24 protein-coding genes are annotated in these 24,044 nt (G+C 64.5%); 6 read left to right on the top strand and 18 right to left on the bottom strand.

Annotation, left to right across the window (positions count from 1 at the left end; all coding sequences use genetic code 11):
• A partial coding sequence (locus tag MKW15_RS22970; protein WP_308221095.1) for an o-succinylbenzoate synthase occupies positions 1–939 on the bottom strand: 939 nt, incomplete at its 3' end.
• An 85-nt stretch (positions 940–1,024) separates the two neighbouring features.
• On the opposite strand from MKW15_RS22970, the gene MKW15_RS22975 reads away from it, so the two are divergent.
• Positions 1,025–1,963 carry an oxygenase MpaB family protein gene (locus tag MKW15_RS22975; RefSeq protein ID WP_240862491.1) on the top strand — a complete coding sequence of 313 codons (939 nt, stop codon included), beginning with the start codon at positions 1,025–1,027 and terminating at the stop codon, positions 1,961–1,963.
• Between the two features lie 6 nt (positions 1,964–1,969).
• Here MKW15_RS22975 and MKW15_RS22980 read toward each other — a convergent pair whose 3' ends face one another.
• From MKW15_RS22980 to MKW15_RS22995, 4 genes are all read right to left on the bottom strand, one after another.
• Positions 1,970–2,719, bottom strand: a complete 750-nt coding sequence (locus tag MKW15_RS22980; RefSeq protein WP_240862494.1) for an alpha/beta fold hydrolase — start codon at positions 2,717–2,719, stop codon at positions 1,970–1,972.
• A gap of 61 nt (positions 2,720–2,780) precedes the next feature.
• Positions 2,781–3,722, bottom strand: coding sequence for an alpha/beta hydrolase (locus tag MKW15_RS22985; RefSeq protein ID WP_240862532.1), 942 nt, complete (start codon positions 3,720–3,722; stop codon positions 2,781–2,783).
• A 160-nt stretch (positions 3,723–3,882) separates the two neighbouring features.
• Positions 3,883–4,611, bottom strand: coding sequence for an SHOCT domain-containing protein (locus tag MKW15_RS22990; RefSeq protein WP_240862497.1), 729 nt, complete (start codon positions 4,609–4,611; stop codon positions 3,883–3,885).
• Between the two features lie 1,008 nt (positions 4,612–5,619).
• Positions 5,620–6,453, bottom strand: coding sequence for an SHOCT domain-containing protein (locus MKW15_RS22995; RefSeq protein WP_240862498.1), 834 nt, complete (start codon positions 6,451–6,453; stop codon positions 5,620–5,622).
• Between the two features lie 133 nt (positions 6,454–6,586).
• On the opposite strand from MKW15_RS22995, the gene MKW15_RS23000 reads away from it, so the two are divergent.
• A complete protein-coding gene (locus tag MKW15_RS23000; protein WP_240862500.1) occupies positions 6,587–7,459 on the top strand; it encodes a CDP-diacylglycerol diphosphatase in 873 nt (290 codons plus the stop codon).
• Positions 7,460–7,514: 55 nt separating this feature from the next.
• Here MKW15_RS23000 and MKW15_RS23005 read toward each other — a convergent pair whose 3' ends face one another.
• Positions 7,515–8,213, bottom strand: coding sequence for a DUF6861 domain-containing protein (locus MKW15_RS23005; protein ID WP_240862502.1), 699 nt, complete (start codon positions 8,211–8,213; stop codon positions 7,515–7,517).
• A 158-nt stretch (positions 8,214–8,371) separates the two neighbouring features.
• Here MKW15_RS23005 and MKW15_RS23010 point away from each other — a divergent pair, with 158 nt between their 5' ends.
• Both MKW15_RS23010 and MKW15_RS23015 read left to right on the top strand, forming a co-directional pair.
• Entirely contained in the window at positions 8,372–8,731 is a 360-nt protein-coding gene (locus tag MKW15_RS23010; RefSeq protein ID WP_240862504.1) for a ParD-like family protein, read from the top strand.
• The gene (locus tag MKW15_RS23015; RefSeq protein WP_240862506.1) at positions 8,731–9,294 is read left to right on the top strand and encodes an AAA family ATPase; all 564 of its coding nucleotides are present in this window, start codon (positions 8,731–8,733) and stop codon (positions 9,292–9,294) included. Before MKW15_RS23010 ends, MKW15_RS23015 begins: the two co-directional genes overlap by 1 nt.
• A gap of 142 nt (positions 9,295–9,436) precedes the next feature.
• On the opposite strand, the gene tuf is transcribed toward MKW15_RS23015, so the two are convergent.
• From tuf to MKW15_RS23055, 8 genes are all read right to left on the bottom strand, one after another.
• The gene (gene tuf / locus MKW15_RS23020) at positions 9,437–10,627 is read right to left on the bottom strand and encodes an elongation factor Tu (RefSeq protein ID WP_240862509.1); all 1,191 of its coding nucleotides are present in this window, start codon (positions 10,625–10,627) and stop codon (positions 9,437–9,439) included.
• 118 nt (positions 10,628–10,745) lie between these two features.
• A complete protein-coding gene (fusA, locus tag MKW15_RS23025; protein ID WP_240862511.1) occupies positions 10,746–12,851 on the bottom strand; it encodes an elongation factor G in 2,106 nt (701 codons plus the stop codon).
• Positions 12,852–12,932: 81 nt separating this feature from the next.
• Positions 12,933–13,403, bottom strand: coding sequence for a 30S ribosomal protein S7 (gene rpsG, locus MKW15_RS23030; protein ID WP_006335166.1), 471 nt, complete (start codon positions 13,401–13,403; stop codon positions 12,933–12,935).
• A gap of 6 nt (positions 13,404–13,409) precedes the next feature.
• The gene (rpsL, locus tag MKW15_RS23035) at positions 13,410–13,781 is read right to left on the bottom strand and encodes a 30S ribosomal protein S12 (protein WP_240862513.1); all 372 of its coding nucleotides are present in this window, start codon (positions 13,779–13,781) and stop codon (positions 13,410–13,412) included.
• A gap of 799 nt (positions 13,782–14,580) precedes the next feature.
• Entirely contained in the window at positions 14,581–14,823 is a 243-nt protein-coding gene (vapB, locus tag MKW15_RS23040) for a type II toxin-antitoxin system VapB family antitoxin (protein WP_240862516.1), read from the bottom strand.
• Between the two features lie 40 nt (positions 14,824–14,863).
• Positions 14,864–16,690, bottom strand: coding sequence for a pyruvate kinase (locus tag MKW15_RS23045; RefSeq protein ID WP_240862517.1), 1,827 nt, complete (start codon positions 16,688–16,690; stop codon positions 14,864–14,866).
• A 123-nt stretch (positions 16,691–16,813) separates the two neighbouring features.
• Entirely contained in the window at positions 16,814–17,395 is a 582-nt protein-coding gene (locus tag MKW15_RS23050; protein ID WP_240862519.1) for a hypothetical protein, read from the bottom strand.
• Between the two features lie 191 nt (positions 17,396–17,586).
• Positions 17,587–18,462, bottom strand: a complete 876-nt coding sequence (locus MKW15_RS23055) for an exodeoxyribonuclease III (protein WP_240862521.1) — start codon at positions 18,460–18,462, stop codon at positions 17,587–17,589.
• A 70-nt stretch (positions 18,463–18,532) separates the two neighbouring features.
• On the opposite strand from MKW15_RS23055, the gene MKW15_RS23060 reads away from it, so the two are divergent.
• Both MKW15_RS23060 and MKW15_RS23065 read left to right on the top strand, forming a co-directional pair.
• Entirely contained in the window at positions 18,533–19,027 is a 495-nt protein-coding gene (locus MKW15_RS23060; protein ID WP_240862522.1) for an Rv2253 family sensor-like surface protein, read from the top strand.
• 8 nt (positions 19,028–19,035) lie between these two features.
• Positions 19,036–19,698 (top strand): Pr6Pr family membrane protein, encoded by a 663-nt coding sequence (locus tag MKW15_RS23065; protein WP_240862524.1) that lies wholly within the window; start codon positions 19,036–19,038, stop codon positions 19,696–19,698.
• On the opposite strand, the gene MKW15_RS23070 is transcribed toward MKW15_RS23065, so the two are convergent.
• Genes MKW15_RS23070 through MKW15_RS23085 form a run of 4 tightly spaced genes read right to left on the bottom strand, consistent with a single transcriptional unit; the run spans position 19,598 to position 24,008 of the window.
• Complete coding sequence (locus MKW15_RS23070; protein ID WP_240862525.1) at positions 19,598–21,175, bottom strand: flavin-containing monooxygenase; 1,578 nt, start codon at positions 21,173–21,175, stop codon at positions 19,598–19,600. The two genes, MKW15_RS23065 and MKW15_RS23070, sit on opposite strands and share 101 nt — an antisense overlap.
• 4 nt (positions 21,176–21,179) lie before the next feature.
• Entirely contained in the window at positions 21,180–22,097 is a 918-nt protein-coding gene (locus MKW15_RS23075; protein ID WP_240862528.1) for a ferritin-like domain-containing protein, read from the bottom strand.
• Between the two features lies 1 nt (position 22,098).
• A complete protein-coding gene (locus MKW15_RS23080) occupies positions 22,099–22,986 on the bottom strand; it encodes an SDR family NAD(P)-dependent oxidoreductase (RefSeq protein WP_240862530.1) in 888 nt (295 codons plus the stop codon).
• On the bottom strand, positions 22,983–24,008 hold the full coding sequence (locus MKW15_RS23085; RefSeq protein ID WP_240862534.1) for an alpha/beta hydrolase: 1,026 nt from the start codon (positions 24,006–24,008) through the stop codon (positions 22,983–22,985). The genes MKW15_RS23080 and MKW15_RS23085 overlap by 4 nt, the downstream gene beginning before the upstream one ends.
• Between the last annotated feature and the right edge of the window lie 36 nt (positions 24,009–24,044).

The following is a 24,044-nucleotide window of genomic DNA, read 5'->3' on the forward strand; positions in this document are numbered from 1 at the left end:
TGCATGACAGCGTTCAAGACGCTCGTGCCACCACTGCCGCCGGTCCGGCGGGGCGAGCAGGTGGTCGAGCGGACCGATGTCCGACGGCCCGAACCAGCGCGGCTCGATTCTCCCGTCGACCGGCAGGAACGACGGCGCCACGTCCGCGTCGAACAACGATCCGGTCGCCAGTCCGCAATCCAGCACCAGACTGGGCAGGGCTGCCGCAGCCGCCACCCCCGCGGCCATTCCGACCGCGGAGTCGAGGGCACTGGACACGACCACCGGCAGTCCGATGGCGTCTGCGACGGCCAGAGTCGCCCGCATGCCGCCGAGCGGGGCGACCTTGACCACCGCGACGTCGGCCGCATCGGCGGCGACGACGCGCATCGGGTCGCTCGCCTTGCGGATCGACTCGTCGGCCGCAATCGGCACGTCGACGGCGCGGCGCACCTGCGCGAGTTCTTCGACCGTCGCGCACGGCTGTTCGACGTACTCGACGGGCCCGATCGCACCGATCGCCGTAATCGCCTGTTCGACAGCCCATTTGCCGTTGGCGTCGACACGCACCCGGTCGACGACATCCCGCGCCGCCTCGACACGTTCGACGTCGTCGGCCAGCGTATGGCCGGGTTCGGCGACCTTGACCTTCGCGGTCCGCGCGCCGGGGTATCGGGCCAAGATGCCCGCCACCTGATCGGCCGGAACCGCGGGCACCGTGGCGTTCACCGGAACGCTCGCACGGACGGCCGGCGGCGGCCCGAGATAGGCAGCCTCGATGCCCGATTTCAGCCACGACGACGCCTCGGCATCGTCGTACTCGACGAAGGCGCCGAACTCTCCCCAGCCGGCCGGGCCGGCGAAGATCATGACCTCCCGCTCGATCAGGCCACGAAAACGTGTGCGCATGGGTACGCGAACGACGACCGCCGAGTCGAGCAGTTCTGCCGCCGTCGGCACGGAAAACCTGTCTGACTGCACCCATCCTCCGCTCACCATTGAGACAAATCTTTGCGTTCGTCCCAAGATGCGATAACCTCGCGATATGTCAGTGAACCAGGGATTCGAGGTCGGTATCCGCGAGGCCGAGCCGGTCATCGTCGACGACACCCCGGACAGTGCCGCCGAGATCGTGATGCCTCGGCTCGGCGCCGACTCCCTGATCTGGAAGTTCTACGGCGATTCCCGTGGCGTGCTGGGCTTTCAGCGACTGGCCGGAACCGAGAACTGTATCGAGCAACTCGGCCAGGCGGTGCTCGACCACTCGGTGATCTTCGACGATTTCCTCGGGCGCGCCAAGCGCACCGGCCCCCCGGTCATGAAGACCGTCTACAGCACCGAACCGCAGAAGTGGGGTCGCACGGTCCGCGACTTCCACCGCGACATCAAGGGCACCATCAGCGACGGCTCGCGCTACCACGCACTCAATCCCGAACTGTTCTACTGGGCGCACGCCACCTTTGTCGACCAGGTCCTCTACATCACCGACACCTTCATCCGACGCCTCAGTCGCGCCGAGAAGGAACAGATCTTCGAAGAGAGCAAGGTCTGGTACGAGCTGTACGGAGTGAGCCCGCGCAGCCAGCCGCAGACCTACGACGAGTTCGTCGCATACTGGGACGACATGCTCGACCGCTTCGTCCCCCACAAGACGATCGTGTACGCGACCGGCTACATCCGTCAGGGCCTCCCCCGACCCAAGCGCGTGCCGGCCCCGGTCTGGCGCGTCGCGTCGGCACCGCTGAACGCCTTCATCCGGACCGTCATCGTGGGCACCCTTCCGCAGCAGATGCGTGACGTCTGCGACCTGGAATGGAACGAGAAGCGGGAGAAGAACTTCCAGCGCTTCGCCGCATTCATGAGGGCGATGAACCCGCTGTTCAACCGGTTGCCGCTCAAAGCACTCTACGTTCCATGGGCCTACGAGGCGTGGAAGACGGTCGGCGTCGACCCGCGGCCGTTGCACAACAAGCCGGCGGCCTGACCACCGTCATCGATCGTCGAGGAAACCCACTGCGGCGTCGATGAATTCGCGACTCTTGTCGCGGTGCACGCTGTGGCCGGTGTCGATCCGCACAAACCGGCCATCGGGTAGCGCCTCGGCGAGCGTCGCCAGATGGCGTGGCGGCAGAAAGCTTTGCGGGCCACCGGAGATCACCAGCGTCGGCGCCGTCACGCGCTCCAGTTTCGCCCACCACTGCGGCGCGCTCACCTCGAATTCGGAGGCCACCGTCTCGGCCATCCGCCGATCGAATCGCAGTACCGGGTAGGGATTTTGGACAAGGGAGACGAGCCCGCGCACGTGTTCGCCGAATCTGGCACTGACGGTGATCTGTTCGTCGACGTCGGCCTGGTCACGGGGCATCGGCGGCACCTCCTCGAGCACCAGCCGGCTGACCCGTTCCGGCCGGGTCATCGCCAGCCTGAGCAGCGAGTGCGCACCCAGGGAGTGCCCGACGGCGTCGACCGTGTCGAGGCCCAACTCGTCGAGGACGAAGTCGAGGTCGTCACGCAGGTCGTCGAGCCGGTACGGGCGATCTCCCCGACCGCTTCGGCCGTGACCGCGCAGATCGACGCTGATCACCGGGCGGCTCACGGCGCGCAGTCGCCGTGCGGTTGACCGCCAGGTGGAATGGTCGCCCGCCATGCCGTGGACGAGGAGTACCGCACGTCGGGAGTCGAGATCGCCGGACACGCGGACCGCGAGGTCTGGGCCCGTGGTTCTCGTCAGTATCCGCACACCGAACACCCCTTCGTCGCTCGCGCTGCTCGCAGCGCCAGCCTACGGCGTCAGTTCAGGGTCACCGATCGCGGAACCACTTCTGGTTCTTGGCCCGCCAGACCATGTCTTGCCAGTAGTCCCACTGGTGGGTGCCGACGTTCGGGAAGTCGGTGGAGATGCGGATGCCCTGCAGGTTTGCCGCAACCTCGAAAGCACGGGTTTGGGCGAGGGAGATCATTTCGAGCGGGGTACCCTTCACCGACGCCACCGCATCGGTGTTGTGGGAACCCCAGGTCGCCGAGCCCGACGCCACGCGGATCTTCATGCCACGCATCCTCGGGAGTTGCACCAGCGCGTCGTTGTTGGTCCACCGCTTGTTCCACGGCGGACCCCACATCGCATCGGCACTGAACGGCCCCATCCCGCTCTCCATACCCGCGTCGATGAGCGCGAGCCGCACGGCCTCGCGCATCGTCGGCGCGGAGAGGTTGAGATAGCCGGACATGGAGAAGATGTGCGAGATGCGCTTGCGGTGATAGGCACCGTAGATCGCTGCGGCGTTGCCGCCCATGGAGATTCCCATGATGGCGTATTTCCCCAGCGGGCCGACGGCGAGTCCGCGGGCGTCGAGCTCACGGATGATCGTGTTGAGTCGGCACGTCCAGCGATACCGGTACTTGATCTTGTTGCCCGGGCTGGCGGTCTGCCAGTCGGTGTAGAAGCTGGCCAGCCCGCCGACCGGCTCGATGACGTTGACGCCGGAGTCGGCGAGCCGCTGGATCTTGGTCTCGTGCCGCCAGCCGCTCATGTCCTTGGTGGCGCGGAGTCCGTCGAGCGCGATGACGGTCTTGTAATTGCCCCACTTGGTCCACATGTCGACCGGTGAACTCGGCATCCCGCATCCGCTGACGTAGAACCGGCCGAACGAGGCGGCGTCGGCGTTGCCGACTTGAGGCGCACCGATTCCGATGACCGCGAGCACGACGATGAGCGAGACAATGATTCGACGCCGACGGCGCATGACGCGCGGGCGACCAGTGGTGAACTGCACTGCCGAACAGTAAAACGCCGTCGACCAGCGACGCTACGGCTGTGACCACAGGGCGCCGACATCGAAACCGACGTGTTACCAATGAGGTGATTGTTGCGTGTGTTACTAGAGTTACTTGTGGGCTCGCAGCTCAGAGAGAGCCGAGAATGCGATGACGCGTTTGTGAGTACTCGTCGTCACTGATCAGGCCACGCTGCCGGAGCCCCTCGAGTTCGGTCAGTCGCTCTTCGACGCTGCGATCGTCGTCGTCGCCGGCATCACGACCACCGCCGGCCCGATACCCCCGGACGACCTCCATGACTTCGGCGCGCGCCTGCGGATTGGACCGCAGGTCGATCGATCCCGACACCGGAATCCGGTAGCGATGCAGGACCTGCAGGATCGCGAGCAGCGGCTCGGCCTGCCCCGTGATGTCGTAGGTGCGACCGTCCTCGGCCGAGGTGAACCGCGCCGGGACCGATCCGGCCAGCAAAGATGTTCCCTGCCAGTCGATCTCGAACTCTCGCGTGGCCGCGTCGACCACCACGACGAGTCGGCGCTGATGCAGCAGGGCCTGCTGGAAGAGCGGTACCACCGTCCGCTTCTCGGCGTCGAACGCAGCGATGCCGTCGCCCTGAACACGCACACCGAGCACCATCATCGGCTGATGGTTGACCTGCATGCCCGTCTGCGTCATCGACATGATCTCGGCCATGGCGACGCAGCTCGTCGGGCGCATCGCCAGGTGCTGTGCGGCCGTACCGCCGGATTGCTGGACGGCCTGGGTCAACGACGACGCGATGTCGGACAGCCCGCCGGAGAACATCCCCGCCAGACCCGATCGCCGGGGATTGGGCCCCGAGTCACCGAACAATCCCATGGGCGCATTCTAAACTGACTTGCCCCGGTGAGCTGGGCATTTCCCACCCGCCGCCAACCCGCCGAGCGTGTTGGGGAACCCCGGGGAAGTTCTTCCCCTGATTCTGCGGGGCGGCGCTGAATCGTTTCCCCGAGTAGGCAGGGTCGCCTACCGAACTCTGCGGATCAGCGTCCCACCGTCGGCCTTGCCGACGATCATGGAGGCGGGACGAGCGCGGTCGTGGCTGTGACTGAGATCGGGGGAAGAAACTCTTTCCCTAAGTTTTGTGACGACGGAGCAGACGCATTTCCCCAGTTCAAGAGGCCGACAACAGTACTCTTCGGATCAGCGACCCACCCGCCGCCTGCGGCGGCGATCGTGGAGGCAGGAAGAGGGCCGTGGAGCGCGGCGCGGCGACGACGATCCACAAATAGTAGGGGAAGAAACTCGTCCCCTACCCCTGGAGTCCTCCCCGCGAATCTTCTCGCGGACGACTCAACAAGCAGGGGCAGAAAGTAGGGGAAGAACCTTCCCCTACTTTCAGTGGCCCGGTGGTGAGCCGCGAAACCCGCGGTGCAACAGCGGGTGTCAGCCACGCTGTGGTCGCCGGCGACTCATCGCCGAACGTGTACTGATAGCCGAGGCGATGACTGAGATCGGGCCTGTGAGGGTGGTCCTCCGGGAATATCTCGGAACTGGGCCCTGAGGGGCCCGATCTCAGTCACGCGCCGAGGCGGCGCCGTGATCATGTCGATTGTGCGGGCCGGCTGGGCACGCATCTGCCCAGGTCCCGCGATCTCTCAGGTCGACGCCGGACGCGGCCGGAACGAAGCCCAGACCGCGCCTCCCAGCCAGGTCGCCGTGGTACTCCGCTCGAACTCTGGCCACACCCTGTGTCGAATCAGGTCAACCGGATGCTGCAGCACACAGATCCTCCAACACAACACAGGGTGTCCCTCGCACCTCCCGATCAAACGACGACAGGGTCGCATTTCCCAGTTCAGGAGGCCGAGGGCAGTACTCTTCGGATCAGATCGACCCGAGGATTCGACCGCGCGCCTCGGCGTACTCGGCGTCGGTGATCGCCCCGCGGACCTTGAGATCCTCGAGGTCGGCGAGCCGCTCCCCGATCGACCGTTCGCGGGGCAACTTCTTCTCGTCACCACCGCCCATGTACGACTGCACGACGCTCATCACCTCGTCGCGCGCCGCGGGATTGGACCGCAGGTCGATGGAACCTGCCGTCGAAATGCCATGCTGCTGAAGGATTGCCAGGATCTTGCTCAGCGGCTCGAATTGTCCGGTGATGTCGTAGGTCCGACCATCTTCCGCCGAGGTGAACTGCGCCGGAACCGACCCGGACAGCAATGCTGTTCCCTGCCAATCGATCTCGAACTCGTTGGTGGCCGGATCGACCAGCACCGCGAGCCGACGGCCGTGCAGCAGCGCCTGCTGATACACCGGCACGACGGTGCGCTTCTCGACGTCGAAGGACACGATGTCGTCGCCGTGAATGTGCAAGCCCAGCTTCATGAGTGGTTGGTCGTTGATCTCGACGTTGGTCTGCTGGATGGACGTGATGTCGGCGATCGCGGCACGGCCGGTGGCCCGCAATCTGCTGGATCGCTGGTTCCCGCTCGACGACATCAAGCCCAGACCGATGCCGAGCGCGATGTCGAGGATCGTGATCCCGAGACCGGTCCAGAGCATCCACTCGATGCCGGGTTCGTCGATGAGGAAGTAGGCCACCAGAAAGATCGGACCGACGATGCCACACAGCATCACGAAACCGAAGGTGCTCAAGAACGTCCACATCGACCGCGGGGTACGTGGGCCCGAACCCGATTCGCCGAACATGGTCATGGCAGAACCATAGAACGTGGCAGATGAACAGGTTGGGTCAATATCGTCGTTCCGGCAGCGTATGGCCTTTTTCGGTGGCAAACTCTCGCGTCAGGTGAGTCACCCCCGGGGCTCCTCGGCGAGAAGGGCCGATATGTTGCACCACTTCCACCTCTCGGATCGGAGCGTCCGTAAGACGTTCGTGGCCATCGCCATCGGAGCCGTGGTCGGCGCCACCGCCGTGGGCGTCGGTTCGGCTCCCATGGCCTCGGCAGCACCGCCACCCGCAGGTTGCGGACACTACTCCGACGCCGTCGCGGGCAACCCGCCCAATACGCGCATCAAACTCTGGGAGCGCGTGAAGGACGCGAAGAAGAGCGCCACGCCCGACACTCGCGGAAACATCCGAGTGGTTCAACCAGAGAAGCAGAATCCGAAGCTGTACTCGATTCGTTCCGGTGGCGACCACCCCGGCTTCGGTGACGATTTCCTTCTCGTCCCCACCAACCGGATTCAGGGCATCGAGTGCTCGTACCTGTGGGATGGCTCGCAGTTGAACTTCTGGCGCTACGCCTGGAAAGAGGGCACCACCACGGTCTACAAGAATCCGAACAAGCCGTTGGCCATCGGAGTCAACTCCGCCGACGCCCGTGGCCAGGACCAGCTCCACCTCCACATGGCACAGGCCAATCCCGCTACGGTGACCGCGTTGAAGGCGATCAAGAAGCCGGAGACCAACCTGAACCGGTGGGCTGCCCCCACGTCGAATGTCGTACTTCCCGTCAACGACTACAAGAACAAGAAGCGCACGGACGCGGTGTTCCGGGTCGTCAAGTACACGGGTCAGATGCCGAATCTGGTCAAGGTGCTCCATACCCAGGTTCAAAGCGATATTCCGCACCAGTGCATTGCGGTGATCGCCTCCGGCGCTCCCAACACCTATTACCTGCTCAACAGCACCCCCGCCCTGAAGAGCGGCAACGACAGGGGCACCGGCCTCTGCGACTACGTGTACGGCTGGAACTAGCCAATAGCAAAGGTGCCCGGCCACTTTCGTGACCGGGCACCCGCGCAGACCATGACTACTTGACGGTGACCGAGCCTCGCAGCAGCGCCTGCTGCCAGTTTCCGATCGCCTTGTAGCCGGCGCCCTTGTTGCACGTCTGGTAGCCGACCTGCACACCGATGGACACGCCGTAGTACGCGCCGATCAGCGCACCGTAGATCGCACCGAAGATGAAGAACAGGGACCCCACCAAGGCTCCGATCAACGCCCCGATGAGCGAGCCGGTCGCGGCGTAGTGCGACGCGCACGGCCAATCGGCCTTGAGTTGCTTCCACATCTCGTCCCATGCCCGGTTGGCATTGAGCTTTCTCGGCTTGTTCTGTGGCGACTTCTTGTCATGACCCGATGGCTGGTTCGTCTGCGGCTGCGTGCGCTCGGCGACGGGAACCATCCGCACCGACCGCGAATCAGCGGACAGCGTCGGCGCAATCCGCACGACCTGATCCCCGAGATCGGCGAGCAGCGGAAGACGCTTGCGCTCAGCGCCCCGCGAATCCACCAGCAGCAGAGCGTCACCGGAGGCCGACTTCCGGAACATTCCCTCACTCAGGTTGACCAACACCGATTGCCCGTCGTCGGACACCGACACCGACGCCGGCCCTGTCGTCATGCTCATCTTCGGTGCGGGTGCCGCACCGGCGGTCCCCGTCGGCACTACCACTACGATCGCCACCGCCGCGGCGATCGCTCCGAGAACCGGCATCCACAACTTCACTCGACACTATCCTCACAGGAACTAGTAAGCCTTACCTAAGTAAGAGCTCACAAACCTTACTACGGAGTGAGTGCGCAACTGCCGGAAGAGATGCGCAGATCACACCGGATCGATGCCGCGTGCAATCAGCGGGCGTATCATTTCGATACACTCTCTCCATGACCGGTTCGTCTCGACCAACGCGAGTCGATGAAGATCTGTGGAATGCTGCGGTCGCCGACGCGCAGGTGCAGCATCGCAGCGCCGTCCAGCAGATCAATCGCTGGATCCGCATCGGCCGCGAACTGGAATCCTCGCCTGGCGTCAGTCAGCGTGATGTCCAGTGGGTATTGGCCGGCGACGGCTCCTACGACGACCTCTCCGAACGCGAACAGGCGATCGTTCGCGCCGAGTGGGACCAACGGATCACCGAGCGCCGAGAGGCGCTCGACTTCGAAGCGGAATTCACGGAGCCGGGAGAATCGTGGTCCGAATCGGATGACACAGGCGACGTCGTCATCCGGCCCACCCACGACTGATGCCCGTCCTGCACGTCCTCGCGGGACCCAATGGCTCCGGTAAGACCACCTACGTCGAGCGTGTCCTGCGACCCGTCACAGGACTGCCGTTCGTCAATGCCGACGTGATCGCGCATCAGCGGTGGCCGGGCGCTGAGCCGGAACATGCTTATGAGGCCTCACGGGCTGCGGCGGCACAGCGTGGCGAACTCCTCATTGCGCAAAAGTCTTTCATCACCGAGACCGTGTTCAGTCATCCCAGCAAGAACGACCTCGTTGACGACGCACTCCGACGCGGCTACCTCGTTCACCTGCACATGATCCTCGTGCCGGTCGATCTGACCGTGCAGCGTGTGGCCGAACGCGTGCGCCGGGGCGGACACGAAGTCCCTGAGCACAAGATCCGCGAACGCTACGACCGGTTATGGCCACTTGTCGCCCGTGCCCGCGACCGCGTCGACCGCGCAGAGTTTTTCGCCAACCATCTCGCCCGGACGCCGTACCTTTTGGTGGCGACCTATGGCCACGGCGTTCCAGTTGGATACCCGGCCTGGCCCACCTGGACTCCGTCGGACCTGACCTGACAAGCAAAGGCGCCCGGTCACTTTCGTGACCGGGCGCCTTGTCGACTCAGTGAGTCAGTGAATCACTTGACGATCCGCGACGCAGGCCCGCGCCTGAAGGACCACGCTCTCACGTGACCTCCTCGGGCGCGGGAAATCGTCGCTACTTGACGATCTTGGTGACTCGACCCGCACCGACGGTGCGGCCACCCTCGCGGATGGCGAAACGCAGGCCCTCGTCCATGGCGACCGGCTGGATGAGCTTGACGCTCATCTCGGTGTTGTCGCCCGGCATGACCATTTCGGTGCCCTCGGGGAGGGTCACGACGCCGGTCACGTCGGTGGTACGGAAGTAGAACTGCGGACGGTAGTTGTTGAAGAACGGGGTGTGACGGCCGCCCTCGTCCTTGGACAGGATGTAGGCCTGGCCCTCGAACTCGGTGTGCGGGGTCGTGGTGCCCGGCTTCACGATGACCTGACCGCGCTCGACGTCCTCACGCTTGAGGCCGCGGAGCAGCAGACCGGCGTTGTCGCCCGCCTGCGCCGAATCGAGGAGCTTGTGGAACATCTCGATACCGGTGACGGTGGTCTTGGTGGACTTCTCGCGGATGCCGACGATCTCGACTTCCTCGTTCACGTTGACCTCGCCGCGCTCCACACGACCGGTGACCACGGTGCCGCGGCCGGTGATGGTGAAGACGTCCTCGACGGGCATCAGGAACGGCTTGTCGGTCTCGCGGACCGGGTCCGGGATCGACTCGTCGACGGCAGCCATGAGCTCCTCGACCGACTTGGTCCACTCGGGGTCACCCTCGAGGGCCTTGAGCGCCGACACCTTGACGACGGGGGCTTCCTCGTCGAACTCCTGGGCGGCCAGCAGTTCGCGGACCTCCATCTCGACGAGCTCGATGATCTCTTCGTCGTCGACCATGTCGGCCTTGTTCAGGGCGACCAGGATGTAAGGCACGCCGACCTGGCGGGCCAGCAGCACGTGCTCACGGGTCTGCGGCATCGGACCGTCGGTGGCGGCGACCACGAGAATCGCGCCGTCCATCTGAGCCGCACCGGTGATCATGTTCTTGATGTAGTCGGCGTGACCGGGGGCGTCGACGTGTGCGTAGTGACGCTTCTCGGTCTCGTACTCGACGTGCGAGATGTTGATCGTGATACCACGAGCCTTCTCTTCAGGAGCCTTGTCGATCTGGTCGAACGCGAAGCTCTTGTTGAGGTCCGGGTACTTGTCGTGCAGCACCTTGGTGATGGCCGCGGTCAGGGTGGTCTTGCCGTGGTCGACGTGACCGATGGTGCCGATGTTCACGTGCGGCTTGGTCCGCTCGAACTTCGCCTTCGCCACTTGATTGTCCTCCTGGACTGTGTTGCTCTGCTGGGCGGATCCCAGCAGGGGTTTGTGTACTTACGTTGTTTGCGCCCGCTTGTTGTGTGGCCGGCGCATCCCGCTCTGGCTGGGCGACTTACTCGCCGGTTGCCTTTGCGATGATTTCCTTCGACACGTTCGACGGAACTTCCGCGTACGAGTCGAACACCATGGAGTAGTTAGCCCGGCCCTGGGTCTTCGACCGAAGGTCGCCGATGTAGCCGAACATCTCCGACAGCGGAACCTGTGCCTTGACGACACGTGCACCGCTGCGCTCCTCCATGGCCTGGATCTGGCCACGGCGGGAGTTCAGGTCGCCGATCACGTCACCCATGTAGTCCTCCGGAGTCGTGACCTCGACGGCCATGATCGGCTCCAGGATGACCGGGGACGCCATCTTCGCAGCCTCTTTCAGAGCCTGCGAGCCGGCGATCTTGAAGGCCATTTCCGAGGAGTCGACGTCGTGGTACTGACCGTCGAGCAGGGTGACCTTCAAGTTGACCAGCGGGTAACCGGCGAGCACACCGTACTGCATCGCGTCCTGCGCACCGGCATCCACGGATGGGATGTACTCGCGCGGAACGCGGCCACCGGTGACCGCATTGTCGAACTCGTAGGTCGCGCCGTCTTCGGCGTCGACCAGCGGCTCGAGCTTGATGATGACCTTCGCGAACTGGCCCGATCCACCCGTCTGCTTCTTGTGGGTGTACTCGTGCTTGTCGACCGTCTTGCGAATGGTCTCGCGGTAGGCCACCTGCGGCTTGCCGACGTTGGCCTCGACCTTGAACTCGCGACGCATACGGTCGACGAGGATGTCGAGGTGGAGCTCGCCCATACCGCCGATGACGGTCTGGCCGGTCTCGTCGTCGAGCTGCACCGAGAAGGTGGGATCCTCTTCGGCGAGCTTCTGGATGGCGGTGCCGAGCTTCTCCTGGTCGGACTTGGTCTTCGGCTCGATCGAGACGTTGATGACCGGGTCCGGGAAGCTCATCGACTCCAGCACGATGGGTGCCGCGGCGTCGCACAGGGTGTCACCGGTGGTGGTGTCCTTGAGGCCGATCATCGCGTAGATGTGGCCCGCAGTGGCATCCTCGACCGGGTTTTCCTTGTTGGCGTGCATCTGGAAGAGCTTGCCGACGCGCTCTTTCTTGCCCTTGGTGGCGTTGAGCACCTGGGTGCCGGCGTTGATCCGGCCCGAGTAGACGCGGACGAAGGTCAGCTTGCCGAAGAACGGGTGAGCCGCGATCTTGAACGCGAGCGCCGAGAACGGCTCGTCGGCCGACGGCTTGCGCGAGAGGATCTCCTCTTCGTTGCCGACGGCGTGACCCTCGACCGAGGGGACGTCGAGCGGCGACGGGAGGTAAGCGATGACGGCGTCGAGCATGGGCTGAATGCCCTTGTTCTTGAACGCCGAACCGCAGATCACCGGGTAGTACTCGCGAGCAATCGTGAGCTTGCGAACCGCGCCCTGGATCTCTTCCTTGGTGAGTTCCTCACCGCCGAAGTACTTCTCGAGCAGCGCCTCGTCGGTCTCGGCGACCGTCTCGAGCAGCTTCTCGCGGTACTCGGCTGCCTGATCGACGAGATCGGCGGGGATCTCCTCGTAGGTCGGCTCGGCACCGATCTCGACGGTGCCACGCCAGGTGATCGCCTTCTGCTCGATCAGGTCGACGACGCCGTCGAAGTTGTCCTCGGCACCGATCGGCAGCTGCAGAACCAGCGGCTTGGCACCGAGACGCTCCTCGATGGTGCGCACGGTGAAGAAGAAGTCGGCACCGAGCTTGTCCATTTTGTTGACGAAGCAGATGCGCGGGACGTCGTACTTCTCGGCCTGCCGCCAGACCTGCTCGGACTGCGGCTCGACACCTTCCTTGCCGTCGAACACGGCAACGGCACCGTCGAGCACGCGCAGGCTGCGCTCCACCTCGACGGTGAAGTCGACGTGTCCCGGGGTGTCGATGATGTTGATCTGGTTCTTGTTCCAGAAACAGGTCACCGCGGCGGAGGTGATGGTGATCCCCCGCTCCTTCTCCTGCTCCATCCAGTCGGTGGTCGAAGCACCGTCGTGGGTTTCACCGATCTTGTAGTTCACACCGGTGTAGAAGAGGATCCGCTCGGTAGCGGTGGTCTTACCGGCATCGATGTGGGCCATGATGCCGATGTTGCGAACCTTGTTCAGGTCGCTGAGCACTTCCTGTGCCATCTCGTCCCTTCGGGAATATCTGTGGAAAAGGGCTGTCGGCTTCGCGTGAGGGCCGTGGTGGCGATCACGCGAAGCGAACGGTCACCAGCGGTAGTGCGCGAACGCCCGGTTGGCCTCGGCCATCTTGTGGGTGTCCTCGCGGCGCTTCACCGAAGCACCGAGACCGTTGGAGGCGTCGAGCAGCTCGTTGGCCAGGCGCTCGACCATGGTCTTCTCCCGACGCTGACGGCTGAAGGTCACCAGCCAACGCAGCGCGAGGGTGTTCGCGCGGCCCGGCTTGACCTCGACCGGCACCTGGTAGGTGGCACCACCGACACGGCGGCTCTTCACCTCGAGGGTCGGCTTGACGTTGTCGAGTGCGCGCTTGAGGGTGACGACCGGATCGGTGCCGGTCTTGTCGCGGGCCTGCTCGAGGGCGCCGTAGACGATGCGCTCGGCGGTCGACTTCTTGCCGTCCAGCAGGATCTTGTTGACCAGCTGGGTGACCAGCGGCGAACCGTAGACGGGGTCGTTGATGAGGGGGCGCTTGGGTGCGGGTCCTTTACGTGGCATCGCTTATCAGTTCCCCTTCTTGGCGCCGTAGCGGCTGCGGGCCTGCTTGCGGTCCTTGACACCCTGGGTGTCGAGCGAGCCGCGGATGATCTTGTAACGCACACCGGGGAGGTCCTTCACACGACCGCCGCGGACGAGCACCATCGAGTGCTCCTGCAGGTTGTGGCCTTCGCCCGGAATGTAGGCGGTGACCTCGACCGCGCTGGTCAGACGCACACGGGCGACCTTGCGCAGTGCCGAGTTCGGCTTCTTCGGGGTGGTGGTGTAGACGCGGGTGCACACGCCGCGACGCTGCGGGCTTCCCTTGAGGGCTGCGGTCTTGGTCTTGGCAGCCTTGTCCTGGCGGCCCTTGCGGACCAGCTGATTGATGGTTGGCACTTAGGTGTTCTTTCCTCTGTTGTGTTGTCTCGTCGTGGTTGGTGCTCCGGGCAAGCGGCCAAGTCCGAGATGTCCCGGTTCGGCCGCTTCCACAACTCGCCCCACCAGCACGTTTGCGCTGGTCAGTACATTTATCGCTACCCCGGGGTCGGGCGTGTCAAACGCTCGACAGCGGATTCGCCTGTCAGTCACACGCTCCCCGATCGGAGGGCATGCGGACTGGCCCAGCATGTGCCGGGCACCGACGATCCACTCTACCGACCGAGTTTGTACAGGTCAAAATCCGGTTCCCGCACGTGGACGGGCACCGTCGTCGTGATGAACGAAGGGTGACATTCGTGGTGATCAACGTCAGTCGTTGGCGTGATTGTTCCATGAGACGACAAAGGTTGCCGTTTGACGCGCCAGGCACTCCAGTGGTGGCAAAAGAGCAGCGACTGTTCACGCGCGCGTCGATCGCTTGTTACCGTCGAGGCCGGCCGAGGAAGCAGCTCACGGGAACTCTGCGACGCGGCGACCACCAGCCGACGTCGTTGTCGATCGTGGAGGCGGGGAACAAGGCGGCGTCGTCCGGCAAGAAGCCGCACAGAAAATAGGGGAAGAAACTTCTTCCCCTACCCTTGGAGTCCTCCCCACGAAATTTCGCGGGGACGACTTGGAACTTAGGGGAAGAAGTTCTTCCCCTAAGTTTTTCGGGCACGACGCAAGCGTATTTGCCCAGGTCAGAGGCCCGGTCGTCGAACTCTTCGGATCGGGGTTCAGTCCCGCGGTGGCCGCCAAGAGAAGATGAGCCAGCCTCTCAGCGCCGCGCGCTGTCCATGACCTCGTCGTCGAGCAAGTCGCTGACAGCGTCGCTTGCGCGCCGGAGGTCGGCGACCGTGAAAGTGGTATCGGACGTGAAAGTGGTATCGGAGCGACCGGCTACCTGATCCTCGATCTGGCGTCGCAGAAACTCGTTGCGCGACAAGCCCAGCGCGTTAGCCTGCCGATCGATCTGGGCCACCGCGGCGTCCGACAGGCCCGTGATGAGAATGTCTGGCACAGCCCCTCCTGAGGATCGACTGATATCAGGATATCGCCCGTCACCCGCGCGGATCCCACGCCGGCAGCCTTCCGAGCAGCGGGCGTTTCTTGTCGAGATGCCGGGTCATCCGCGAGAGGATGCGATTCAACGACTCGATCGCTTCGACGATGTGCGGACCCTTGTTGAGCATCACGCACTCGGCGCGATTGCCCGCGGCCGCGTCAGTGATCTCGGCCCGCGTCGGCAGGCCGGAGTCGGCGAGGTTGTCGAGAACCTCGGTCGCCCAGATGACCGGCACGTGCGCGGCCTCGCACAACCACAGAATCTCCTCCTGGACCTCGGCGAGCCGCTCGAAACCCGCTTCGACGGCGAGGTCACCACGCGCGATCATCACACCGACACGTCGGGTCCGCAGCAGCTGCAGCAGTATCGCGGGCAGCCGCTTGAAGCAGGCCATCGTCTCGATCTTGACCACCAGGCCGAGATCGGTCGCGCCGAGTTCGCCGAGCCGACGCTGCATGTCCGCGACATCCCCGGCGCTGCGCACGAACGACAGATTCACCAGGTCGGCGATCTCCACGACGGTGCGCAGCGCGGCGATGTCGTCGTCGGTCAGTGCGGCCGTGGGCAATTCGGTGTCGGGCAGGTTGATGCCCTTGGCCTCACGCAACTTGCTGCCGCCCGGTGCGGCTCGCACGACCTCGACGTCCACCTCGGGAACCTCTCCCGACGACACCGCAGCCACCACACCCTCGATCTTGCCGTCGTCGAAGTAGACCCGATCGCCCGGACGAACCGCCGAGAACACCTCGGGCAGGGTGCATCCGATGCGGTGGCGGCCATCGTCTGACGGGATCACCGGGGTGAGGTCGGCGGTCAGGGCGATGCTGTCGCCGGTGTGCACCCGCAGGGCCTGCGCGACCGCGGGCAGCGAGCCGATCTTCGCCGTCGACCTGTCGCTCGCCCGCAACCTCAGACCGGGCGTCAGGTACATGGTGCGGTCGGTGCCCAGCAGCACCCCGTTCGACGCGATCTCGAGGACCCGCAGATCCCGTCGACGACCGCGCGCATCGATGAGCCGCACCTCCTCTCCGATCGACCGACCTGCGAGCCATCGAGCGTCGCCGACGGGTGCCGCGTCGAGCACCTCCGACCGGATCGGCGCCTCGCCGGCCCAGAACCGTGCCGGGACGAGCACCTCACCGAGCAGATTGCGGGTTGGACGGACCTTGAGGACCTGCGGCCCGGGCGCGATCGGACCGGTGCGCAGCTTGGGCCCGGCGAGGTCCATCGCCACCCGAGCGTCGGCGCGCGCTGCGTGCACATGGGCGGCCATCGACCGCCAGGCCACCGGATCGTCGTGAGCGCAGTTGATGCGGGCGAGATCCATTCCTGCTGCGGCACACTCGACGGTGAGCGCGGTGTCGAGAGCGGCGTCCGACGGCATGGTGACCATGATTCTCGTCGGCCGACCGACCGGCGACGGACCGAGCAGGGCGACCGCGTTCTCGGCGAGTGGTCCAGGGCCGGGCTCAGGGGCATCGGCAGTTGCGTCGTCGGCGGGTTCGGACCTGCCGAGTACGTCGTCGAGGATGCGGATGACCGCATCCAGATTGCGCATCACCCCCGACTCCATGCGCCCCAGGGACGACAGCCCTTCTGCGCTCAGTTCGAGTTGCAGGTCACGAAGGTCATGGGCGCGCAACGCGCAGTAGTGGATGATGTTGGCGGCACTCGCGCGATGCGACGGATGTACGCCCGCGATGGCGTCGGACGCGGCGCCTTCGGCAGTCAGCGCGTCGTGCCGTAGGGCGGCCAGGCGGTCCCGCAATCGTGCGAGGTCGCGGTGCCTCGACCCGTTCACCGATGTCGCGGTCGATGTCATGTCGCGAGGGTACTGACCACCGATGACGTCGACCATTCGACGCGGGTGAACACTTGGTGACACAGACCGGGTCCCGGCGCAGGACACGCCGGGACCCGGGTACCGCACTGTGCGAGGTTACGACTACGGCGTGTTCCACCAGGTGACCACTGACCGGAAGCCGGCCCCGTGGTTGCAGGTGGTGTAGCCGATGTAGGCGCCGATAGCGCCACCGATGACCCAGCCCACGATGAAGAACAACCCGATGAGGGCGCCACCGATGATGTACGGCGCCGCACACGGCCAGTCCTTGTTGAGCTGGTAGGTCATCTTCTGGAAAGCCTGGTCCCTGGTCATCCGCTTGCCCGGCTTCTTCTTGGCAACCGGTGTGGCGACAGGCCCGTGGAACGTAGCGGTCTTGCCATCCTGCGACACAACGGCGCGCACGTGGACGGTCTTGCCGTTGGACACCGGCATCAGCGGGACGGTCTCAGTCACGTTGCCGCGCCCGTCGACGACCTTGATCTCGGTATTTTCCTGATTCGGAACGAATTTCCCATCGCGCAGCTCGACGGTGATGGTGTCACCGCTCGGCGAGATGGTCGCGTTCGCGTTGTGTGTCGGCACCTTTCCGGCCGGCGTCGCACCCGCGGTTCCGGTCGGAACCACCAGGATTGCCGCCAGCGCCAAGGCAAGGAACCCCAAGACCCAAGTCAGCTTCTTCATAAGCCAATCTCTCCCTTTGACATCCCGCAGACCATCCGCGGAGATGCATTCGTATCACGAACTGATGACAGGCTGAGCGTCGGCTGAGCGCGCCCTGTGGAAAACCGTTCGATCGTACTAATCCGATCATAGGACCAACCGGTTCCTTTGTACGCCTTAAGATTTAGCCTTCTGAACGGACATACCGCAGGTCAGTCCGTGGATTGCGGCAGCTTCACCTTGGACGATCCGCGCTTGGCCGGATTCGACGGCGGCGGCACCATCGGGCCGATATCGCCATCAGGGGCATCGTCGAGGTCGACGATCACCGGTGCGTGATCGCTCGGCTTGGTTCCTTTGCGCGCCTTACGATCCACCCATGCGGCCACGGTCCGGTCCGCCGCCTGCGAACCGGCAAGAATCAGGTCGATCCGCATACCGAGATCCTTGTGGAACATTCCGGCACGATAGTCCCAGTAGCTGAAGACTCGTGAATCCGGCCATCTTTCACGCACCACATCGTGCAGGCCGAGCACCTCGAACCGTGCGAGCGCCGCTCGCTCGGGTTCGGTCACGTGCGTATGGCCCACATACGCGTCGGGGTCGAAGACATCGGCGTCGGTCGGGGCGATGTTCATGTCCCCGCACAGCATCGTCGACGACGGGTCGTCGATCGACCGCGACAGCGCCGCGAGCCAGTCCAGTTTGTAGGTGTAGTGGTCGGAGTCGGGCACCCGGCCATTGGGGACGTAGAGCGAGTAGACGCGGAGGCCGCCGCACACTGCGGATACCGCCCTGGCCTCGAGCGTGTTCGGGTCCGGGTAGCCGGGCATCCCGTCGAAATCGTTGCGCGCGTCGTCGAGCCCCACCCGCGACAGAAGCGCCACCCCGTTCCACTGCCCCTGGCCGTGGTGGGCGATGGCGTAGCCACGGTCGGTCAGGTCGGCGCCGAGCACGTCGTGGAAAGCATCGTCGGACAGCTTGGTCTCCTGCAGACACACGACGTCGGGCTGCCGCTCGTCGAGCCAGGGCAGCAACCGCGGGATTCGCTGCTTCACCGAGTTCACGTTCCAGGTCGCCACACGCATGCCACCACCGTAATCGGGCCGGCTGAGCGAACTTGCTGCGGTCGGCGACCGCTCGCAATGTACTGACACCATGCGCAAGTACGCCGTCATCCTCTTCGCCCTCGCTTTGGCCACGACCGGGTTCGCGGTCACTTCCGGACCTGCGGCGGCCGCGCCCACCTGGAACGGCCAGTGGACACTGACTCGCTATGCCGCGTCGAAGACCGGCACCAGCCTCGCGGCTCGACAACGTGAACCGGATTTCTCCAACGTCTACACCTTCGCCACCCAGTGCAGTGGCGGCCGATGCGTCGCGACGGTGGTCGGTGGCCCGCAAGCGCAGAATCCGACCATCCCCCGCCCACCCCGGTACACCTGGGACGGGGTCAGCTGGGTCGAACGCTTCGACTGGCAGTGGGATTGCTACATGGGTGCCGGCAAACCCAAGGTGTGGGCGCCCGCGCACTCCGTCGCCTGGTACACCCCGCGACGTGACGGGACCAAGACCGGCTCATGGCGGACCGTCATCGACAGCGGGCCGTGCAAGGGGACAGTTGTCATGGCGGTGAAGGCGACGGCCAAGTAGACCGCGACATGGCCGCACCCACGCCTGCAGCGCCCCTGTCCGTCGATCGCTCGCAGACCTGGTGGGCCCGTGTCCTTCGGCTGGGCTTCGCGGCACTGGGACTGACGGCGCTCATCTTGGTGCCGATCGAGAGCTGGGACAACCCGGGATTCACCCTCGCCGACTACTTCAGCTACTTCACCATCCTGAGCAACGTCGCCGCGGTCATCGTTCTGCTGGTCGGCGCCATCGCCGCGCCCGCCGGTGCCGGATGGCAATGGTTGCGTGGTGCGGTCACGACGGCGATGGTGATCACCGGCATCGTCTACGCACTTCTGCTCGCCAACGTCGACGTGAACCTGAACATCGAATGGATCAACGGTGTACTGCACCGGACGATGCCGATCGTCCTGCTCGTGGACTGGATCGTCTTCCGCCCACGTTTCCTGCCCGACCGCAGTTGGCTCACCTGGCTGGCCCTTCCCCTCGTCTACGGCGTGTACACCCTGATCCGCGGACCGTTCGTCGACTGGTACCCGTACCCGTTCATCGATCCTCGCGGCCAGGGCTATCTGTCGATGACGCTGTCGCTCATCGTGGTGTTCGCCGGGATGGCGCTGATGGCGTTCGGCGTCTACTGGCTGGGCGCGCGATCACCGACTCCCGCGCCACCGCACGGAAATCGCGGGTGAAATCGACGGTACGCATCTGATGGATGTACTGGCTCGCGAACCCCGGGTACATGGTGGCGTTGAACCCGCTGTCGGTCAGATACCAACTGCGACAACCAGAGTTCCAGGTTGTTCGGGCCAGCCTGCGCTGTATCGACTCGTTGTAGCGATCCTGGGCGGGCCGGTGCACGTCGAGAAGTGCGAGATCGTTGTCTCGAATTGTCGTGATCGCCGTGACGATCGCGTCGATCTGGGCCTCCATGTACACCAGTGCAGAGTTGTGGCCAGGACCGGAGTTCGGCCCGAAGGTGAAGTACATGTTCGGGTAGCCGGCCACTGCGAAACTGCGGTACGCATACGCACCTTGGGACCATTCCTCACCCAGATCGCGGCCGTCTCGGCCACGGATCGGGATCGGCGTACCCTGCTTGGACACCTCGAATCCCGTTGCGAAGACCAGGCAGTCGAATCTGCGCTCGATACCTTCGACCGTGCGCACGCCCTTGTCGCAGATGCGAGCGATCGGCCAGGTGACCAACGTGCAGTTGTCGGCTTGGAGCGCCGGATAATAGTCACTACTCATGAGCAGACGCTTACATCCCGCTCGAAAATCGGGAGTCAGTTGCCTCCTCATCCACGGATCACGCACCTGTGCAAGCAGATTGGCCTTGGACACCCCTTCGATCACACGGGTGAACGGCGAGTTCCAGACGGCGCCCACGGCAACCGACTCGTGCCCCCAGAACCAGAGAGAGCGCGCAGCGCTCTGTGTGCCGGGCACGTTCCGGTACACGCCCCGCGCGAGCGAGGAGATCCGACGGTTGAGTCGTGGCAGGACCCAGCCCGGCGTCCGCTGGAACACCGTGACCTGTGCGCCCCCGCGGACCAGTTCGGGGATGATCTGGACCGCCGATGCCCCGGTACCGATCACGCCGACCTTCTTTCCGGCGAAGTCGTAGTCGTGATCCCATGCCGCCGAATGCATCTTGTGGCCGCCGAACCGATCGATACCCTCGATCTGCGGGTAGCCCGGTGTGGACAGCGGACCCGAGGCGACCACCACAGCGCGGGTCTCGAGGGAGGGTCGGTCGGCCAGGTCGACGCGCCAGGTTCCCGACGACTCGTCGAGTTCCATGCCGACGACCAGGTGCGAGTACCGAATGTGGCGCGCGAGATCGTAATCGGCGACCATCCGATCGATGTAGGCCAGGATCTCGCGGCTACCCGAATAGCAGTGCGACCAATCAGGATTGGGCGCAAATGAGTACGAGTACAGCCGCGACGGGATGTCGCAGGCGGCACCCGGATAAGTGTTGTCGCGCCACGTCCCGCCGGGCCGCACATCCCGTTCGAGGATGACGAAGTCACGATCACCCTGCTGGATCAGGCGGATGGCGGTACCGATGCCGGCGAAACCTGCGCCGACGATCACCGTGGCCGCGTCGACGGTGAGATCGACCGAATCGTCGACTTCTGATTCAACCGCCGCGTCGTCCACCGCGCTATGCGACCGGCTCGTAGGTCAGTTCCTTCGACCACGTCGGCTGCGGGCGGAGCAGGAATCGAGGATAGTGGTCGGTGATGCGCACCATGGCGTCGGCGAAGTAGTGATATGGGTTGTCGCGGTTGATAACCCATCCTGCGTGATACTTCAGCACCTGATAGGTGATCAGTCGGGTTCCGTTGCCACGTTCGCCGTTCTTCTTGAATCGCTTCATCGCATCGTAGAGACGTTCTTCACGCAGACCCATGGCGACGATGTTGTCGCGCATCTTGTTCAGCAGTGGCACATACATGAGTGCGCCGATGATGACCGCCGGCGACGCGACGGTCCCGACGGCCTCGATGATCAGCTTTCGCAACCTCGCATTGCCGATCATGTCGAGAGCGTGGAAATCGACTGCGAGATGTCGGGATTCGTCGGAGTTGATCTTGCGGAACACCTCATGGCACACCGGATCCTTCACTTCCTCGAGAAGAAACTTCAGGAGTGCACCGTCGAGGGCCACTTCGAGCATCGGGATCACCGTGCCCAACACCGACAGCGACATGCGGTCGGCAAAGGCATCGAGCCACTCGATGGCAAGACGGATGTTGATATTGGGTTCGGGCACCTCATCGTCGGTGAGCATGCCCCATCGACGCATGAGGGCGAGTTCCGCGTTCGCGTGCTTCTGTTCCTCCGCATGGAAGTACCGGTAGATCTCGGCGAGTGTGTCGTCGGGGGCCTTCTTCGCCAGCGCAGCGAATCCGCGCGCACCGACGTTCTCGATCCAGACGAGATCGGCCATGAACGCCTTGAGTTTGGGCTTCTGTTCCTCCGAGATCAGCTCGGCCCCGGGTGCGTCCCAGTCGATGTCAGCCAACGCCCACTGTCGGTCCTTGATGGTGTGCAGCATGTCCTCGAGCACGATGGGCATGTCAGATTCCTCTCATGTCGTATTCCGGTACAAAGCTTTCGTCGACGACCGGTTGCGCCGGTGGCTCCACCGTCGGCAATGCGCGGCCCAAGAGGCCCGCGCCCACTGCGTAGGTCCGCGGCAGCAAACGCTTTGCCAGCCAGATGATCCTGGCGTCGAGTTGTGGCAGCACATAAAGGCGGCCACGGTCGTTGGCGTCGAGGGTTTGCCGGGCCACCTGATCGGCCGATCGGCCGGTGATCCGCATCAGGGTCTGGGCCAGTTTCATCGCGTCGGCGGTGATCCTGCCGTCAGCTGCCACGTTGGTGCGCACGAACGTCGGACACAGCACCGTCACTGCGACATCGCTACCGGCCAGCTCCGCGGCCATGGTCTCCGAAAGCGCCAGTACGCCTGCCTTTCCCACGTTGTAGGCACCCATCCCGGGTGCGGCGGAGAAGGCAGCAGCGGACGCAACGTTGATGAGACCACCGGTGCCGGACTCCTGGAGTTGCGGCAGAAAGAGCTCTGAGCCGTAGATCATGCCGCGAAGGTTGATGCCCAACGCCCATTCCCAGTCATCGATTCCGATGGAGCCCACCGCTCGTCCGCCGATGCCGACGCCGGCGTTGTTGATCATCAAGCTTGTCGGACCCGAGAAGTACTCGCGGGCCCGATCAGCGAGCGCACGCATGTCGTCGACTTGAGAGACGTCGCAGAAGTACGCCGACGCTCGCCCACGATCGGCGCGTTCGATGATCTCCACGGTCGCATGTGCGCGATCCTGGTCGATGTCGGCACAGAGGACTTGTCCACCACGACGGGCGATTTCGACGGCGAATGCCCGTCCGATCCCACTCCCGGCACCGGTGACCACTGCCCGTGCCCTGCGAGTTCGTCGGCTGCTCATCCTGCTGCTTCCGCGGTGAGCGCCTCGAGCGGTCCGCTCGTCGCACTCGGCCTCTTACCGGACGGCACCATTTCTGCCGTCCGAATGAACTCGGCTGCCGCGGCCAGCGCGTCGCGGGCCTCGGGTATCAGCGTGGGCAGAGCTTGGAAGACGTGTATCTGACCTGGCCACACCTGCAGGTCACACGTCGCTCCGGCATCCTGAAGCAGGGCCTGGGCCGATTCGGCGTCGGCACAGAGCATCTCGGAACCACCTACCTGAATGAGCTTTGGCGGCAACCGATCCAGGTCATGTGATCCGTCCCCCTTCGTCGCAGCCTGATCGAAGGCAATCTTGATGCTCGGCAGGTCATCCGGCTGCCCCTTGGTGTAGTGCCCGACGAGACGTCGCGCGGCACGCGCTGAGATCAGCGGGTCGGGTCGTCCGGTGCGCTCACGCCGCCGCGCCAGTTTCAGGGACAGATCGAGCAGTGGCGACATGAGGAACACCGCCCGCGGCTGCGGACGCCCGCGGCGGGCGTTCTCGGCCAGCAGGTCGAGGATCAGGTGACCACCCGCGGAATCACCTGTCACGGTGATGTTCTCGGGGCGGTAGCCGATGTCCTGAAGCCAGCCGTACGCCGCCTCGACGTCGTCGGCAGCGGCCGGGAACGGATGCTCGGGTGCGAGCCGATAGTCCACGGTGAAGGCCGGCATCCCGGTGAGATGGGTCAACCTGGCGACCAACCCGCGATGCGTTCGTGCGGAGCAGATGGCGTATCCACTGCCATGGACGTAGAGAATGATGCGGCGAGAGTCCTCTGATCCGGGAGGGAAGACCCACTCGCCCCGAAAACTCCCCGTGTTGAGCCGGTCCACGCGGACGCGGTGCGGCGGTGGGCAACCAACGAGCATGGCCGCGGCGACCAGAGCGCGCGAGATGCTCACCTGTACAGCGCCGGCCGGCAGAATCTCGGCGAACGGGCGCAATGTGTGGCGGGCGACCTCGGCCACCGCCTTGGATCTGAGTGTGTTCTGAGCCACCGCCTGAGTGTCGGGTGACAGGTGATTTGAGACAAA

Source organism: Gordonia gummivorans (genome assembly GCF_022513585.1).
In the GTDB taxonomy this organism is placed as follows: Bacteria; Actinomycetota; Actinomycetes; order Mycobacteriales; family Mycobacteriaceae; genus Gordonia.

Bases quoted from the DNA above. Each gene is read 5' to 3' on its own strand.
- MKW15_RS22975 (WP_240862491.1), top strand. From the start codon at position 1,025: ATGTCAGTGAACCAGGGATTCGAGGTCGGTATCCGCGAGGCCGAGCCG.
- MKW15_RS22985 (WP_240862532.1), bottom strand. From the start codon at position 3,722: ATGCGCCGTCGGCGTCGAATCATTGTCTCGCTCATCGTCGTGCTCGCG.
- MKW15_RS22990 (WP_240862497.1), bottom strand. From the start codon at position 4,611: ATGGGATTGTTCGGTGACTCGGGGCCCAATCCCCGGCGATCGGGTCTG.
- MKW15_RS22995 (WP_240862498.1), bottom strand. From the start codon at position 6,453: ATGACCATGTTCGGCGAATCGGGTTCGGGCCCACGTACCCCGCGGTCG.
- MKW15_RS23000 (WP_240862500.1), top strand. From the start codon at position 6,587: ATGTTGCACCACTTCCACCTCTCGGATCGGAGCGTCCGTAAGACGTTC.
- MKW15_RS23010 (WP_240862504.1), top strand. From the start codon at position 8,372: ATGACCGGTTCGTCTCGACCAACGCGAGTCGATGAAGATCTGTGGAAT.
- MKW15_RS23015 (WP_240862506.1), top strand. From the start codon at position 8,731: ATGCCCGTCCTGCACGTCCTCGCGGGACCCAATGGCTCCGGTAAGACC.
- fusA (WP_240862511.1), bottom strand. From the start codon at position 12,851: ATGGCACAGGAAGTGCTCAGCGACCTGAACAAGGTTCGCAACATCGGC.
- rpsG (WP_006335166.1), bottom strand. From the start codon at position 13,403: ATGCCACGTAAAGGACCCGCACCCAAGCGCCCCCTCATCAACGACCCC.
- MKW15_RS23045 (WP_240862517.1), bottom strand. From the start codon at position 16,690: ATGACATCGACCGCGACATCGGTGAACGGGTCGAGGCACCGCGACCTC.
- MKW15_RS23050 (WP_240862519.1), bottom strand. From the start codon at position 17,395: ATGAAGAAGCTGACTTGGGTCTTGGGGTTCCTTGCCTTGGCGCTGGCG.
- MKW15_RS23055 (WP_240862521.1), bottom strand. From the start codon at position 18,462: ATGCGTGTGGCGACCTGGAACGTGAACTCGGTGAAGCAGCGAATCCCG.
- MKW15_RS23060 (WP_240862522.1), top strand. From the start codon at position 18,533: ATGCGCAAGTACGCCGTCATCCTCTTCGCCCTCGCTTTGGCCACGACC.
- MKW15_RS23065 (WP_240862524.1), top strand. From the start codon at position 19,036: ATGGCCGCACCCACGCCTGCAGCGCCCCTGTCCGTCGATCGCTCGCAG.
- MKW15_RS23075 (WP_240862528.1), bottom strand. From the start codon at position 22,097: ATGCCCATCGTGCTCGAGGACATGCTGCACACCATCAAGGACCGACAG.
- MKW15_RS23080 (WP_240862530.1), bottom strand. From the start codon at position 22,986: ATGAGCAGCCGACGAACTCGCAGGGCACGGGCAGTGGTCACCGGTGCC.